Raw genomic sequence first — 15,064 nt, 5'->3', positions numbered from 1 at the left:
TACTGGGGCTTCGGGCGACGGTTTTGATGCCCGCGCGGTGTCTTCGAGTACCGGTTCTGATGCGCGTACCGGGGCTTCGGGCGACGGACTTGACGCCCGTGCGGTGTCTCCGGGCACCGGTTCTGATGCGCGTACCGGGTCTCCGAACACCGGTCCTGATGCCCGCACGGTAATTCGGAGCCACGGCCATGATCCCCGTACCGCGTCTCAGAGCAACGGCTCCGACGGCCGCGACGGGTCCGGTTCCGCACCGGCCTCCTCCGACGGTCGGCCGCGTTTCCCTGGACTTCGGCCCTTCTCGCCCCGTGTAACGGACCCCGTGAGCCCACCCCCTCCTCCAGCGTCGGCGCGCTTCCCGGACACCCCGCCCGCGCCCGGCGGCGAGGCGCTCCGCGCGAACGTCGATGGAGCCACGCGGGGAGCTGTCCCACCCCGGCCGCCCCACCGCCCTACGGCGGCGACAGGTGGTAACGAAGCGCTGTGGGAACCCAGTTCGGAGACGGACACCCCTTTCCGTCCGACCACACCGGCCGGCTCGGGCACCCCGCCGCGCCCTGCGAGCGAGGGCCCACGCCAGTCGTCCGACTGGCTTCGCCAGGATGAGACCGGGTCAGCGACACCTCCCGACTCCGTTGTCCCGCCGCGCTCTGCGGGTGAGGCTCCGCCCGAGGCATTCGACTGGTCGCGCCAGGATTCGGCTGGTTCGGGGATGCCTTCTGCTGCGGGTGCCCCGCTGCGTGCTGCGGGTGAGGTCTCCGGTGAGTCGTCCGACGGGCTTCGCCATGCCCCGGGCCGCCCGGGGACGCCTTCCGGCTCTGCTGCTCTGCCGCGTGCTGCGGGTGAGGTCTCCGGTGAGTCGTCCGACGGGCTTCGCCATGCCCCCGGCGGATCGGTAGTGCCTCCCCGCTCGGCCACCCCGCAGCGTCCGGCGGGTGAGGCTCCGCGGGAGGCATTCGACTGGTCGCGCCAGGATTCGGTTCGCCTCGCCGCCCCGGCCGGTCCGGCGGGCGAGGTCCCGGTTCAGGCGTCCGACCGGCCCGGCCAGGACTCTGCTCAGCCGGCAACGCCTCCCGGCCCGGCGACTCCGCCGCGTCCCGAGGGTGAGGCTCCGCGTCAGTCGTCCGACCCGCAGCGCCATGTCCCCACGCACCAGGGAACGTCTGTTGGCGCCGCTCCCACGCCCTCGCCCGGTTCGGCGGCCGAGTCTCCGTGTGAGTCGTCCGACCCGCAGCGGTATGTCCCGAGCCGCCCGGTAGCGCCTCCCAGCTCCGCCAACCCGCCCGGAGCGGCCGAGTCTCCGAGCCGGCAGTCCGACTGGTCGCGCCAGGACTCAGCTCGCCCCGCAACGCCTCCTGCCCCGGGCGTCCCGCCGCGCCCCGAGGGCGAGGCATCGCGTCAGTCGTCCGACTCGCAGCGCTATATCCCCACTCGGCCGGGGACATCTGCCGGTTCCACCGCCCCGCCCGGTCCGGCGGCCGAGCCCCCGCGCCAGGAGTCCGACCAGCTTGGCCAGGACTCGAACCACCCGGCAACGCCTCCAGCCCCGGTCACTCCGCCGGGTCCCGAGGGTGAGGCTCCGCGTCAGCCGTCAGACCGGCAGCGCTACGTGCCCATCCGCCCGGGAACATCGGCCAGCCCCATCACCCCGCCCCGCCCCGCGGCCGAGCCCTCGCCCCAGCCGTCCGACGGGCTCCGCCAGGACTCTGCCAGCCCGGTAACGCCTCCTAGCCCTGGTCCCGCCGCCACCCCGCCCCGCCCGAAAGCCGAGCCCCCGCACCAGGCACCCGACCGGCAACGCCACACCCCCAGTCGCCCGCCAACACCCCCATCCCGCCCCGCCCCCGAGCCCCCCTCGGAGCCCACCGATCGGCCCCGGCCGGACGCCCCTTGGCGAGGCGAGTCGTTCACGGATCCCACAGGCGGCGCGCCCAGCCGTGGCGCGTGGTCGCCCTCCGGGGCCAACGCGCCCTATCCCTCCGACACTCGGCCGGCTGACGCCCACCCCGCTGGGCCCCGCCCTTCCGGCCCTCGCCCGACCGACGCCACACCCGCCAAACCCGCCGGCCCCCCCGCATCCGGCCCCGGCTCCTCCGCGTCCGCCGGACAGAGCTCCACCGTCGACGACACCGGCGCCTGGTCACCAGCTGCTCCCAGTAAGCCAGTTGGGCCTGCCGCTGACGACGCCGACACCCGTTCCTGGTCACCGGCCGCTCCCAGCAAGCCAGTTGGCTCCACCGTCGAGGACGCCACCGCCTGGTCACCGGCCGCTCCCAGTGGCCCAGCCAGGCCCACCGCCGACGACACCCGTGCCTGGTCAACGGCCGCCCCCAGCGCCCCAGCCAGGCCCGCCCCCGACAACGCCGGCACCCGCACGTGGCCAACTACCGCTCCCAGCACCCCCGTTCGCCCCACCCTCACCCCCAACGACACCGACACCCACACCCCCGCCTGGTCTCCCTCCACTCCCGGCACCCCCACCCGTCCCCCATCCGAGACGCCCCGCCCCGCCCCCGACTCCAGCCCCGACCCCGCCTTTTCCTGGAGTGCGCCCATGAATCCCGGGGAGGGGCGGCCGGTTGTGTCGTTCGGGGAGCCGGAGGGGTATGACGAGCGGGTGCGGGCGCGGCCGTTGGGGGCGCGGATACGGTCGCGTGCCGCCGCTGTCGCCGTCTGTGTCGTGCTCGGTCTCGGGCTCATCGGCGGTGCGGTGACCGGGAGTTGGCTCACCGGGGACGACGGGGTGGACGGCGGCGCCAGCGCGTTCGCGACCGCCGGGCAGTTGTGGCACAGCGTGCCCGTCGATCAGCTGTTCCCGCCCACCGTGCAGGGACAGGGCGCCGGTCCCGGCGGCGCCGACCGCACCTGGACGCGGATCGCCGTCGCCCCGGACACCGGCTGCGCGGGCGCTTTCGACCCGCTCCTGCGCGACCTCCTCGCCCCCGTCGGCTGCCAGCGGCTCCTGCGCGCCACCTACACCGACGCCACCCAGAGCTACGTCACCACCGTCGGCATCCTCTTCACCAAGGCCGACATCACCGCGATGACCGCCCTCTCCACCCGGTTCAAGAACGAGAACCTCGGCAACCGCACCGACCTCATGCCCCGCCCGTACGCCGCCAAGGGCACCCTCGCCGCCGCCTTCGGCGACAAACAGCGGGCCTCGTGGACCGTCTCCGTCCTCACCGACGCCCCCGTCGTCGTCTACGCCGTCTCCGGCTGGGCGGACGGCCGTACGGTCGGCGTACCGGAACCCGCCGACGAAGCCGTCACGTCCGGCGGTACCACCGCCCCCGCCCAGGCCGGTCTCGGCAATGAGGCGCAGGGCCTCGCCGACCGCGTCGAGCGGAGCCTGCGCAAGACCGTCGACTCGCCCTCAGGGACCTCGACGACCTCGAAGGCCTCAGAGACCTCGGAGAAGAAGCCCTGATGAGCGTTACCGTCCGCCGGGCCGGTCTGCTGAGCGCCCTCCTGGCCGCCTCCCTCGCCCTGGTCCCGTCCACCGTCGCGCACGCCGACGGCATACGCGCCCAGGAGTGGGCCCTGGACGCCATGCACACCCAGGCGGCCTGGCAGACCACCAAGGGCAAGGGCATCACCGTCGCCGTCCTCGACACCGGCGTCGAGGCCAGCCACCCCGACCTCACCGGCAACGTCCTGGCCGGCAAGGACATGGTCGGCTTCGGAGCCAAGCCGGGCGACCGCGCCTGGGCCCGTCACGGCACCGCCATGGCCGGCATCATCGCCGGGCACGGACACGGTCCCGGCGACACCGACGGCGTCATCGGCATCGCCCCCGAGGCCAAGATCCTCCCCGTCCGAGTGATCCTCGAAGACGGCGACTCGGCCCGCGGCAAGGCCCGCACCACCCGCGGCAACGCCCTTGCGGACGGCATCCGTTGGGCCGCCGACCACGGCGCCGACGTCATCAACCTCTCCCTCGGCGACGACTCCGCCTCCGCACACCCCGAGCCCGCCGAGGACGAGGCCGTGCAGTACGCCCTGAAGAAGGGCGTCGCCGTCGTCGCCTCGGCCGGCAACGGAGGCGAGAAGGGCGACCACGTCTCCTACCCGGCCGCCTACCCGGGCGTGATCGCCGCGACCGCCGTGGACCGCTTCGGCACCCGCGCCTCCTTCTCCACCCGCCGCTGGTACGCCACGGTCAGCGCCCCCGGCGTCAACGTCGTGATCGCCGACCCCGACCACAAGTACTACGAGGGGTGGGGGACCAGCGCCGCGTCCGCCTTCGTCTCGGGCGCGGTGGCCCTCATCAAGGCGGCCCACCCGGGGCTGACCCCGGCCCAGATCAAGAAGCTCCTCGAAGACACCGCCCGCAACCCCCCGGCCGCCGGTCGCGACGACTCCCGCGGCTTCGGCTTCATCGACCCCGCCGCCGCGATCAAGGCCGCCGCCGCCCTCAAGCCCACCGGCCTGCGGTCCGCCGCCTACGGCAAGAAGTACTTCGGCTCCGGCCCGGACACCGCCGAGACCGGCAGCCACACGTCCGACTGGGCGGGCCCCCTCGCGGGCAGCGTCGGCGGAGTCCTGCTCGTCGCCGCGGTCGTCCTGTGGCGCGGCCGACGCCGACGCCACGAGGCCTTCTGAACGCAGAGGTGAGCAGGGGCAGTCAGTCCGTCGCGGACGCCGAAGCCGCCGTAGTGGAGCCGCCGCTCTCGCCGAACGCCGCGACCCCCGCCTTCGCCGCCGCCTCGATCAGTGAGATGCCCTGGGTCTGGGTCGTGCTGCCCTTCGACACCACGGCGACCAGGTACTCGTCGCCGTCCGTGCCGGTCACCCGGCCGATGCTGTTGACGTCCCACAGCCCGGTCGTGCTGCGCGCCAGCCAGCCGTTCTTCAGCTTCCACCGCGAGCCGTCGGCCGCGGCCGACACCCCCCACTGCTGGTCCGCTTCTATCTTCCCCATCAACCCCTGGATGTACGACTTCGAGGCCGAGTTCAGCTTCGAGTCGTCCCCGAACACCTGCTGGAGCAAGGTGAGTTGATCTGCGGCCGTGGTCTGGGTCAGCCCCCAGAGCGGGCCGTCGCCACCCGTGGTGCCCGTCAGCCCCAACGTCTTGTTGGCCGCGTCGAGCCCGTCCGCCGTGCCGATGATGTTCCACAGCGCTGTCGCGGAGTCGTTGTCGCTGTTCTCGATCATCGTGGTGGCGTACGACTTCTCGGTCGCCGTCAGCTGCCGGCCCGCGTCCTGCGCCTGGAGCAGCAGCGTCGCCAGGATGTCGACCTTGACGATGCTCGCCGTGTCGAAGGCCGCGCTGCCGTACGTGGCGCTCTCGCCGGAGGTCACGTCGAGCACCGCCACCGACACCTTCTGGTCGCCGGTCGGGGTCACCGACTTCATGGCCTTCGCCAGCAGCGCGTCGTAGTCCACCGTCGGCTGCGTCACAGGTTCCACCGTCGCCTCCCGGCTGCCCGACGCCGAGGCCGACGGCGCCGCCGACGACGATACGACGCCGGAGTGCGCGTGTGCCTTCACGTACACGGTTCCCGCCGCCGTAGCGCCCACGACGGCCACTGCGGCGAGGGCGATGTACGGGAGCGGACGGCGTCGGGAGGGACGCGCGCGGTGGCTTTTGCGGGCGGCTCTGGAAGACTCCATGCCCGCGATCGTGGTGGCGGCGACTGTGCGAAACGTGAGACGAAAGTTAGATGTCTGTCAACTGTGTCTGAGAAAGGTGTGAAAGCTGTGTCCCCCGTGTTTCGGGACCCGCACAAGCCCTGCAACATCCCCCCGATAGGGTCGGTCACCGTGGCGAACAAGAACATTCCCGACTCCGGCTACTCCGACGACGACGGCACGGCCGACCCGCGACTGGGCGCGGCGCTCGCCGCCTGGGCCGAGGACCGCACCGCCGTGAGCCCCGTCCTGGAGGCACTCAAGGACGCTCGGCTGCTCGTGCCCGTGGTGGCCGTGCTCGGCGAGGTCGAGGAGGACGAGAACGGGCTGCGCCGCGAGAAGACCAGCGACATGGCCGTGCCCACCCTGAAGGCCGGCGGCCGTACCGCGCTGCCCGCCTTCACGTCCACCGGCTCGCTGGCCCGCTGGGACCCGGCGGCCCGGCCCGTGGCCGTACCGCTGCACCAGGCCCTGCAGGCCGCCGCGCACGAGAAGGCGGACACGGTGGTGCTGGACATGGCGGGGCCGGTGCCCTTCGAACTGTCGGGGCCTGTGCTGCTGGCCCTCGCCGAGGGGCGTACCAGCGCGGACCCGCTCGCCGACCCGGTGGTCGTGGAGGCGGTGCGTGCCGTGGTCGCCGACGTGCGCGCGGTGCTGCGTGCCTACCTCGGCCCCGGCCGGGCCGACGGCACCCTCGCGCTGGTCTTCGAGCCCGCCGTACCGCACGACGCCGGCGTCCACGCGGTCGCACGCGGCCTGGCCGCCGACGAGACACTGAGGGCCCGCCTGGTGCGCGGTCTCGACCTGGCGGTCCTGCCGGCCGGGACGACGCCTCCGGGCGAGCCCTTGTACGTACGAGGATGAGCCGACAGCCGTCGTAGGGGATGGCTGCTAGCCGTAGATCGGGCCCGTGTACTTCTCGCCAGGGCCCTGGCCCGGCTCGTCGCGGACGAGGGACGCCTCGCGGAAGGCCAGCTGGAGGGACTTCAGGCCGTCGCGGAGCGGGGCCGCGTGGAACGAGCTGATCTCGGTCGCGCTCGCGTCAAGGAGGCCGGCCAGGGCGGTGACCAGCTTGCGGGCCTCGTCCAGGTCCTTGTACTTGTCGCCCTCCTCGGTCAGACCGAGCTTCACGGCGGCGGCGCTCATCAGATTCACGGCGACCGTCACGATCACCTCGACCGCCGGGACCTCCGCGATGTCGCGGGCCATGGCGTCGAAGTCGGGGGCGTCGACATCGGGGGACTCGGGAGGGGTGTCACTCATGCCCACACGATAGGCCCCGGTGTACGGCGGTTCGCACCGCCCCCGGGGAGCTGCTAACCTTGTGTGATGACCGGCCAGGCACTGTTGTGCCCGGCCAACAAGTGGAGGCTCCGACTCTCCCACCTGACTGTCCTCACGGACGGCGGGTCACCCCGGTCAGGCGGTCACCATCGTTCCGTACGGACGATGGAGTCGCCCGAAAGCGCGCCCCGCGATCATCGCGGCGGTGCTCCGGCAGTGTTTTGGAGCCCCGTCTTGTGATCGTCCGGGGCATTTTTTGTGTTCCGGCGCGGTTAGGTCTGTCTACCTAAGACAAACGCGGCCGTCCGCCAGATGGCCGTGTGGTGCTAACCGAGGAGGATCCATCAGCACCGAGCCCCGTATCAACGACCGGATTCGCGTTCCCGAAGTGCGACTTGTCGGTCCGAGCGGCGAGCAGGTCGGGATTGTTCCGCTTGCCAAGGCCCTTGAGCTTGCGCAGGAGTACGACCTGGACCTGGTCGAGGTTGCGGCGAGTGCACGTCCGCCGGTCTGCAAGCTCATGGACTACGGGAAGTTCAAGTACGAGTCGGCCATGAAGGCCCGTGAGGCGCGCAAGAACCAGGCGCACACGGTCATCAAGGAGATGAAGCTCCGGCCGAAGATCGACCCGCACGACTATGACACCAAGAAGGGTCACGTCGTCCGGTTCCTCAAGCAGGGCGACAAGGTCAAGATCACGATCATGTTCCGTGGTCGCGAGCAGTCCCGGCCGGAACTCGGCTACCGACTGCTGCAGCGGCTCGCGGAGGACGTGGCCGACCTCGGGTTCGTCGAGTCGAACCCGAAGCAGGACGGCCGAAACATGATCATGGTTCTCGGCCCGCACAAGAAGAAGACCGAGGCCATGGCCGAGGCCCGTGAGGCCCAGGCGGCCCGCAAGGCGGAAGCGAAGGCCAACCCGGGCAAGTCGCAGAACGCCGCGGAGTCCGAGTTCGACGACGAGAACATCGACGACGAGAACATCGACGGCGAGAACATCGACGGCGAGAACATCGACGGCGAGAACATCGCCGACGAGGGCGACGTCGCCGAGGTCGAGACCGTCGAGGCCCCGGCCGAGGCTCGCGCCGACGCCTGATCCCCGGACGCCAGTCCAGGGATGTAACCGAAACAAGAGCGACGCTCCACCTGTGCCCGGTTTCACGACCGGGCACCGGAGCGCCACCGACGAGGAGATACGGCGCTATGCCGAAGAACAAGTCGCACAGCGGTGCCAGCAAGCGCTTCAAGATCACCGGCTCCGGCAAGGTGCTCCGCGAGCGTGCCGGCAAGCGCCACCTGCTCGAGCACAAGTCGTCCCGCGTGACGCGTCGCCTCACCGGCAACGCCGAGATGGCCCCGGGCGACGCCAAGAAGATCAAGAAGCTTCTCGGCAAGTGACGTACGCGGCGCTCCCGTTGAGCGCCGTACGTCTGGACCGGGACCCCATCGATTCCGGGCCGTGTGAGTCCAACCACGGCCCCGCTACAAGGAGTTAAACAAGTGGCACGCGTCAAGCGGGCAGTCAACGCCCACAAGAAGCGCCGGGCGATCCTCGAGGCCGCCAAGGGCTACCGCGGTCAGCGTTCGCGCCTGTACCGCAAGGCCAAGGAGCAGGTCACCCACTCTCTGGTCTACAACTACAACGACCGCAAGAAGCGCAAGGGCGACTTCCGTCGGCTGTGGATCCAGCGCATCAACGCCGCTGCCCGCGCCAACGGCATCACCTACAACCGCTTCATCCAGGGTCTGAACGCGGCGAACATCGAGGTCGACCGCAAGATCCTCGCGGAGCTGGCCGTCAACGACGCCGGTGCGTTCGCCGCGCTGGTCGAGGTTGCGCAGAAGGCTCTGCCCAGCGATGTGAACGCGCCCAAGGCTGCGTGACGCTGCGCTGGCTTGAGCCGTGTGTTGAAGGACCCGCAGGTTTTTAGCCTGCGGGTCTTTTGCTGCCGGCCCGAACCCGGTCCGTTGTCGGGTGCGGGCTCGTTGTGGCTGGTCGCGCAGTTCCCCGCGCCCCTAAAGAAGCACGGTCGGCCTGAGATTGAAGGTGAAGCGGAGTATGTCCCCGAACGGTCCCGAACTCATCTCTCCCCGTTCCTCTCGTGTGGCCGCCGCCCGGCGGCTCGCGAAGCGGAACTTCCGAGGGAAGGAGCGGCTGTTCCTTGCCGAGGGGCCGCAGGCCGTGCGGGAGGCGGCGGGGTACAAGGACACGCTCGTCGAGCTGTTCGCGACCGTTGAAGCCGCGGAGCGGTACGCCGACATCGTCGGGGAGGCGCGGGACGCCGGGGCCCGGGTGCATCTCGCGGACGAGCAGGTCATCGCCGATATCTCGACCACCGTCACGCCGCAGGGGCTGGTCGGGGTCTGCCGGTTCCTCGACACCCCCTTCGAGGAGATCCTGCGGGCGCGGCCCAAGCTCGTCGCCGTGCTCGCCAACGTGCGCGACCCCGGCAACGCCGGCACCGTCCTGCGGTGCGCCGACGCCGCCGGTGCCGAGGCCGTCGTACTGACCGACGCTTCTGTCGATCTCTACAACCCCAAGGCCGTACGGGCCTCCGTGGGCTCTCTCTTCCATCTCCCCGTCGCCGTCGGCGTGCCCGTCGAGCAGGCCGTGGCCGGGCTCAAGGGCATCGGGGTGCGCATCCTCGCCGCCGACGGGGCAGGCACCGACGACCTCGACGACGAGCTGGACCAGGGCACCATGGGCGGCCCCACCGCCTGGGTGTTCGGCAACGAGGCCTGGGGGCTTCCGGAGGAGACCCGCGTCCTCGCGGACGCCGTCGTGCGGGTTCCGATCCACGGGAAGGCCGAAAGCCTGAACCTGGCCACCGCCGCCGCCGTATGTCTGTATGCGTCGGCGCGTGCACAGCGCGCCTCCGGAGGGTGCCGCTCTGTCACCGACAGCTAGTAGGGTGACCAGCTCGGGGGCCACCTGCGCCGTATGAGAAGAGGTGGGGTACGGGGATGACTGTCGGCACGAGCAGCGCGCCGGGAGCACGGGGCGTGCCCCAACCGTCCGCGCCCCCGCCCGGCGAACTCGCCGACCTCGGCATCGACCCCGACGAACTGCCCGACGGTCTCGTCATCGCCGACGAGCATGGACAGGTCGTCTGCTTCAACGCCGCCGCCGAGCGCATCACCTCCGTCGCCGCATCCGACGCCCTCGGACAGCGACTGGAGAAGGCCCTCCCGTTAGAGGACCTGGAGGGCCGCCGCTGGTGGCAACTGACCGATCCCTACGGCGGGTTGGCCATCCGGGTGCGGCAGCCCGAGCGCAATCTCCTGCTGCCGGGCGGCCACGAGGTCCTCGTCACCGCACGCTACGTCCGCAGCGAACCCCTCGGCCCGGTCCGCCGCGTCGTCGTCTCCCTCCGCGACACCGAGGCCCGCCGCCGCACCGAGCGCAGCCACGCCGAGCTGATCGCCACCGTCGCCCACGAACTGCGCTCGCCGCTCACCTCCGTCAAGGGCTTCACCGCCACCCTGCTCGCCAAGTGGGAACGGTTCACCGACGACCAGAAGCGGCTGATGCTGGAGACCGTCGACGCCGACGCCAACCGCGTCACCCGGCTCATCGCCGAGCTGCTCGACATCTCCCGCATCGACTCCGGGCGGCTCGAACTGCGCCGCCAGCCCGTCGACATCGGCGCGGCCGTCGGCCGCCACATCCAGGCCTACGTCGCCGCGGGCCAGACCGCCGACCGGTTCCTGCTCCGTGTCGAACAGCCGCTGCCCGACCTGTGGGCCGACCCCGACAAGGTCGACCAGGTGCTGAGCAACCTGCTGGAAAATGCGGTGCGCCACGGCGAGGGAACCGTCACTATCGACGTCACGGCCTCGGCCTCCCCCCGCGAGGGGGAGGAGACCGGCACCTCGGTGACGGTGAGCGACGAGGGCCCAGGCATCCCGGAGGAGTCCATGAACCGCGTCTTCACCCGCTTCTGGCGGGGCAGCAAGCGCGGCGGCACGGGCCTCGGGCTGTACATCGTCAAGGGCATCGTCGAAGCACACGGCGGCACCATCACGGTCGGCCGCGCCCCAGGCGGCGGCGCCGAGTTCCGATTTATGTTGCCCGTGGGCACCCCGGCGTATCTCCAGTAGCCGCCGACGAGGCCCCACGGGCGCGGTCACCTGTCTCACCCCCGTTAGACTCGGCCTTTGGCACCTTTGCGTCCCTCGATCGATGTGGACGATTCGTCTCCGAGTCGTCGACGGGGACCATCCGCCAGCCAACCGGAAGCACGGGAAGAGATGTCGGCACCGAATAAGTCGTACGACCCTGTAGAGGTCGAGGCCTTGAAACCGGAAGAGATCGAGCGCATGCGGGACGAGGCGCTCGCCGCCTTCGCCGCCGCCGGCGACCTCGACGCGCTCCAGGAGGCCAAGGTCGCCCACACCGGCGGTACCTCCCCCCTCGCCCTCGCCAACCGCGAGATCGGCGCGCTGCCCCCGCAGGCCAAGGCCGCGGCCGGCAAGCTCGTCGGCCAGGCGCGGGGCGCGGTGAACAAGGCCCTCGCCGCCCGCCAGGCCGAGCTGGAGGCCGACCGCGACGCTCGCGTCCTGGTCGAGGAGGCGGTGGACGTCACGCTGCCGTACGACCGCGTACCGGCCGGCGCCCGGCACCCGCTGACCACGTTCATGGAGCGCGTCGCCGACGTCTTCGTGTCCATGGGGTACGAGATCGCCGAGGGCCCCGAGGTCGAGGCGGAGTGGTTCAACTTCGACGCCCTGAACTTCACCCCGGACCACCCGGCCCGGCAGATGCAGGACACCTTCTTCGTCCAGGGCCCCAAGGGCACCGAGGGCGACGAGTCCGGTGTCGTGCTGCGCACCCACACCTCGCCGGTGCAGGCCCGCGCCATGCTGGACCGCGAGCCGCCGGTCTACATCGTGTGCCCCGGCCGCGTGTACCGCACCGACGAGCTGGACGCCACGCACACCCCGGTCTTCCACCAGATCGAGCTCCTCGCCATCGACGAGGGCCTGACCATGGCCGACCTCAAGGGCACGCTCGACCACATGGTCCAGTCGCTCTTCGGCGCGGAGATGAAGACCCGGCTGCGGCCGAACTACTTCCCCTTCACCGAGCCGTCCGCCGAGATGGACATGCTCTGCTACGTCTGCAAGGGCGAGTCCGTCGGCAACCCCGACCGCCCCTGCCGTACCTGCTCCTCCGAGGGCTGGATCGAGCTGGGCGGCTGCGGCATGGTCAACCCCCGCGTCCTCGTGGCCTGCGGTGTGGACCCGGAGAAGTACAGCGGATTCGCCTTCGGGTTCGGCATCGAGCGGATGCTGATGTTCCGCCACAACGTCGAAGACATGCGAGACATCGTCGAGGGCGACGTCCGGTTCACCCGGCCGTTCGGGATGGAGATCTGATGCGCGTCCCGCTTTCTTGGCTGCGGGAGTACGTCGACCTGCCGGCGACGGAGACCGGCCGCGACGTCCAGGCCAAGCTCATTTCCGTCGGCCTTGAGGTAGAGACCGTCGAGCAGCTCGGCGACGGCCTCAAGGGCCCCCTCGTCGTCGGCAAGGTCCTCACCATCGAGGAGCTGGAGGGCTTCAAGAAGCCCATCCGCTTCTGCACGGTCGACGTCGGCCGTGCCAACGGCACCGGTGAGCCCCAGGAGATCGTCTGCGGCGCCCGCAACTTCGCCGTCGGCGACAAGGTCGTCGTGGTCCTCCCCGGCGCGGTCCTGCCGGGCGACTTCGCGATCGCCGCGCGCAAGACGTACGGCAAGACCTCGCACGGCATGATCTGCTCCGGCGACGAGCTGGGCATGGGCGACGACGGCTCCCACGGCATCATCGTGCTGCCGCCCGAGCACGAGGTCGGCACCGACGCGATCGAGCTGCTCCAGCTCGTCGACGAGGTCCTCGACATCGCCGTCACGCCCGACCGCGGCTACGCCCTGTCGATCCGCGGCGTCGCCCGCGAGACCGCCATCGCCTACGGCCTCCCGCTGCGCGACCCGGCGCTCCTGGACGTACCGCAGCCGAACGCCTTCGGCTACCCGGTCCAGGTCTCCGACCCGATGGGCTGCGACCGCTTCACCGCCCGCACGGTGACCGGCCTCGACCCCGAGGCCCGCTCCCCGCTGTGGCTGACCCGCCGCCTCCAGAAGGCGGGCATGCGCCCGATCTCGCTCGCCGTCGACATCACGAACTACGTGATGCTGGAGCTGGGCCAGCCCCTGCACGCCTACGACCGCTCCCGCGTCCAGGGTCCGATCGGCGTGCGCCGGGCCACCCAGGGCGAGAAGCTCACCACCCTCGACGGCGTCACGCGCACGCTGGACGCCGAGGACCTGGTGATCACCGACGACCGCGGGACCATCGGCCTCGCGGGTGTCATGGGCGGCGCCAACACCGAGATCGACGACACCGAGGGCACCACCACCGAGGTCGTCGTCGAGGCCGCACACTTCGACGCGCTCTCCATCTCGCGCACGGCCCGCCGCCACAAGCTGGCCTCCGAGGCGTCCAAGCGCTTCGAGCGCGGAGTGGACCCGCAGGCCGCCTCCGCCGCCGCGCAGCGCACGGTCGACCTCCTGGTCCTCCTCGCGGGCGGCACGGCGGACGCGGGCGTCACCGAGGTCATCGCGCCCTCGGCCCCGCACACCATCAGCATCCCCGCCGACCACCCGGACAAGGTCGCGGGTGTGGCCTACGGCCGCGAGACCGTCGTACGGCGTCTCCAGGAGGTCGGCTGCGACGTGTACGGGCAGGACGAGCTGATCGTCACCGTCCCGTCCTGGCGCCCCGACCTCACGGACCCGAACGACCTGGCCGAAGAGGTCATCCGCCTGGAGGGCTACGAGAACCTGCCCTCCACGCTCCCCAAGCCCCCCGCGGGCCGGGGCCTCACCGACCGGCAGCGGCTGCACCGCCGCGTCGGCCGCGCGCTGGCCGGCGCCGGTTACGTCGAGGCGCCGAACTACCCCTTCATCGGCGAGCACGTCTTCGACCAGTTCGGCCTGGCCGCCGACGACCCGAACCGCAAGGTCGTCAAGCTGGTCAACCCGCTCTCCGACGAGGAGCCCGCGCTCCGTACGACGCTGCTGCCGGGCCTGCTCGGTGCGCTGCGCCGGAACGACGGTCGTGGCTCGCACGATCTCGCGCTGTTCGAGACCGGGCTGGTCTTCCACCCGCGCGAAGAGCTGAAGATCGCCGTACGGCTGCCCGTCGACCGGCGTCCTACCGACGAGGAGATCGCCTCCCTCACCGAGGCGCTTCCCGTTCAGCCCCGGCATGCCGCGGTCGTCCTCACGGGCGCCCGCGAGCAGGCCGGCTGGTGGGGCAAGGGCCGTCCGTCCGACTGGGCCGACGCGGTCGAGTCGGCACGGGTGCTTGCGCGTGAGGCCGGTACGGACCTCGTTGTGCGGGGTGGGCAGTACGGGCCGTGGCACCCGGGTCGCTGCGCGGAGCTTGTCGTTGTCGTCGACGGCGTCGAGCAAGTCATCGGGTACGCCGGGGAGTTGCACCCCGGTGTGCTGAAGACGCTGGGGCTGCCCGCGCGTACCAGTGCGATGGAACTCGACCTGGATGTGCTGGAGTTGGCGTCTTCGGGTGTTCCCAAGGGGCCGAAGATCTCCACGTTCCCTGTCGCTACGCAGGATGTCGCGCTCGTCGTTGATGTGGCTGTGCCGCATGCGGGTGTCGAGGCGGCGTTGCGTGAGGGGGCCGGTGAACTGCTGGAGTCCATCCGGCTGTTCGACGTGTACGAGAATGCTGCGCAGCTGGGCGAGGGCAAGAAGTCGCTGGCGTATGCGTTGCGGTTCCGGGCGGCTGATCGGACGTTGACTGTGGATGAGGCGTCTGCGGCTCGGGACGCGGCGGTTTCGCTTGCCGGGGAGCGGGTTGGGGCTGTGCTTCGGGGCTAAAACGGGGCTAAGGGGTGGGGAGCTGCTGTTGTTTGCCGGGTGCGGGTTCGCCGTGGCTGGTCGCGCAGTTCCCCGCGCCCCTAAAAAAGGGGCGCTTCCCCTGGCCTGGATTTAAGGTCCCACCTGCATAAATGCATGTGTCTCGGGTGTCTCACTCGTTCGGGTGAGAAGTTCGGGTGATGTGGCCCGATCGGGGCATGTGGTCGACAGAATCGGACCGGCCTCTCGGGGTCGGTCCGATTGCGCTGTCGGGGCCTATTTG

11 protein-coding genes and 1 pseudogene are annotated in these 15,064 nt (G+C 71.0%); 10 read left to right on the top strand and 2 right to left on the bottom strand.

Annotated features, from left to right (window positions below; all coding sequences use genetic code 11):
* Window positions 1–2,551: 2,551 nt before the first annotated feature.
* Both ACFWP5_RS35085 and mycP read left to right on the top strand, forming a co-directional pair.
* Window positions 2,552–3,427 (top strand): hypothetical protein, encoded by an 876-nt coding sequence (locus ACFWP5_RS35085; RefSeq protein WP_384166024.1) that lies wholly within the window; start codon window positions 2,552–2,554, stop codon window positions 3,425–3,427.
* On the top strand, window positions 3,427–4,602 hold the full coding sequence (gene mycP, locus ACFWP5_RS35080; RefSeq protein WP_384166021.1) for a type VII secretion-associated serine protease mycosin: 1,176 nt from the start codon (window positions 3,427–3,429) through the stop codon (window positions 4,600–4,602). The genes ACFWP5_RS35085 and mycP overlap by 1 nt, the downstream gene beginning before the upstream one ends.
* Before the next feature lie 22 nt (window positions 4,603–4,624).
* Here the strand turns inward: mycP and ACFWP5_RS35075 are convergent, their stop codons facing one another.
* Complete coding sequence (locus ACFWP5_RS35075; protein ID WP_384166018.1) at window positions 4,625–5,614, bottom strand: serine hydrolase; 990 nt, start codon at window positions 5,612–5,614, stop codon at window positions 4,625–4,627.
* Between the two features lie 150 nt (window positions 5,615–5,764).
* Between ACFWP5_RS35075 and ACFWP5_RS35070 the strand changes: the two genes are divergently transcribed.
* Window positions 5,765–6,496 (top strand): SseB family protein, encoded by a 732-nt coding sequence (locus ACFWP5_RS35070; RefSeq protein WP_384166016.1) that lies wholly within the window; start codon window positions 5,765–5,767, stop codon window positions 6,494–6,496.
* 27 nt (window positions 6,497–6,523) lie between these two features.
* On the opposite strand, the gene ACFWP5_RS35065 is transcribed toward ACFWP5_RS35070, so the two are convergent.
* The gene (locus tag ACFWP5_RS35065; protein ID WP_200684307.1) at window positions 6,524–6,895 is read right to left on the bottom strand and encodes a DUF1844 domain-containing protein; all 372 of its coding nucleotides are present in this window, start codon (window positions 6,893–6,895) and stop codon (window positions 6,524–6,526) included.
* 339 nt (window positions 6,896–7,234) lie between these two features.
* Here ACFWP5_RS35065 and infC point away from each other — a divergent pair.
* From infC to pheT, 7 genes and pseudogenes are all read left to right on the top strand, one after another.
* A pseudogene (gene infC / locus ACFWP5_RS35060) lies at window positions 7,235–8,015 on the top strand (translation initiation factor IF-3).
* Window positions 8,016–8,122: 107 nt separating this feature from the next.
* Window positions 8,123–8,317, top strand: a complete 195-nt coding sequence (gene rpmI, locus ACFWP5_RS35055) for a 50S ribosomal protein L35 (protein ID WP_019065473.1) — start codon at window positions 8,123–8,125, stop codon at window positions 8,315–8,317.
* A 102-nt stretch (window positions 8,318–8,419) separates the two neighbouring features.
* Window positions 8,420–8,803 (top strand): 50S ribosomal protein L20, encoded by a 384-nt coding sequence (gene rplT / locus ACFWP5_RS35050; protein WP_019065472.1) that lies wholly within the window; start codon window positions 8,420–8,422, stop codon window positions 8,801–8,803.
* Window positions 8,804–8,978: 175 nt separating this feature from the next.
* Entirely contained in the window at window positions 8,979–9,827 is an 849-nt protein-coding gene (locus ACFWP5_RS35045; RefSeq protein ID WP_384166011.1) for a TrmH family RNA methyltransferase, read from the top strand.
* A 56-nt stretch (window positions 9,828–9,883) separates the two neighbouring features.
* Window positions 9,884–11,020 (top strand): ATP-binding protein, encoded by a 1,137-nt coding sequence (locus tag ACFWP5_RS35040; protein WP_384166008.1) that lies wholly within the window; start codon window positions 9,884–9,886, stop codon window positions 11,018–11,020.
* A 150-nt stretch (window positions 11,021–11,170) separates the two neighbouring features.
* Entirely contained in the window at window positions 11,171–12,298 is a 1,128-nt protein-coding gene (pheS, locus tag ACFWP5_RS35035; protein ID WP_317775128.1) for a phenylalanine--tRNA ligase subunit alpha, read from the top strand.
* A complete protein-coding gene (gene pheT, locus ACFWP5_RS35030; RefSeq protein ID WP_384166005.1) occupies window positions 12,298–14,802 on the top strand; it encodes a phenylalanine--tRNA ligase subunit beta in 2,505 nt (834 codons plus the stop codon). The genes pheS and pheT overlap by 1 nt, the downstream gene beginning before the upstream one ends.
* Window positions 14,803–15,064: the final 262 nt, after the last annotated feature.

The organism is Streptomyces sp. NPDC058469 (assembly GCF_042721125.1).
GTDB lineage: Bacteria > Actinomycetota > Actinomycetes > Streptomycetales > Streptomycetaceae > Streptomyces.
This window is presented reverse-complemented; position numbering and strand designations above follow the sequence as displayed.

Bases quoted from the DNA above. Each gene is read 5' to 3' on its own strand.
- ACFWP5_RS35085 (WP_384166024.1), top strand. From the start codon at position 2,552: ATGAATCCCGGGGAGGGGCGGCCGGTTGTGTCGTTCGGGGAGCCGGAG.
- mycP (WP_384166021.1), top strand. From the start codon at position 3,427: ATGAGCGTTACCGTCCGCCGGGCCGGTCTGCTGAGCGCCCTCCTGGCC.
- ACFWP5_RS35075 (WP_384166018.1), bottom strand. From the start codon at position 5,614: ATGGAGTCTTCCAGAGCCGCCCGCAAAAGCCACCGCGCGCGTCCCTCC.
- ACFWP5_RS35065 (WP_200684307.1), bottom strand. From the start codon at position 6,895: ATGAGTGACACCCCTCCCGAGTCCCCCGATGTCGACGCCCCCGACTTC.
- rpmI (WP_019065473.1), top strand. From the start codon at position 8,123: ATGCCGAAGAACAAGTCGCACAGCGGTGCCAGCAAGCGCTTCAAGATC.
- ACFWP5_RS35045 (WP_384166011.1), top strand. From the start codon at position 8,979: ATGTCCCCGAACGGTCCCGAACTCATCTCTCCCCGTTCCTCTCGTGTG.
- ACFWP5_RS35040 (WP_384166008.1), top strand. From the start codon at position 9,884: ATGACTGTCGGCACGAGCAGCGCGCCGGGAGCACGGGGCGTGCCCCAA.
- pheS (WP_317775128.1), top strand. From the start codon at position 11,171: ATGTCGGCACCGAATAAGTCGTACGACCCTGTAGAGGTCGAGGCCTTG.
- pheT (WP_384166005.1), top strand. From the start codon at position 12,298: ATGCGCGTCCCGCTTTCTTGGCTGCGGGAGTACGTCGACCTGCCGGCG.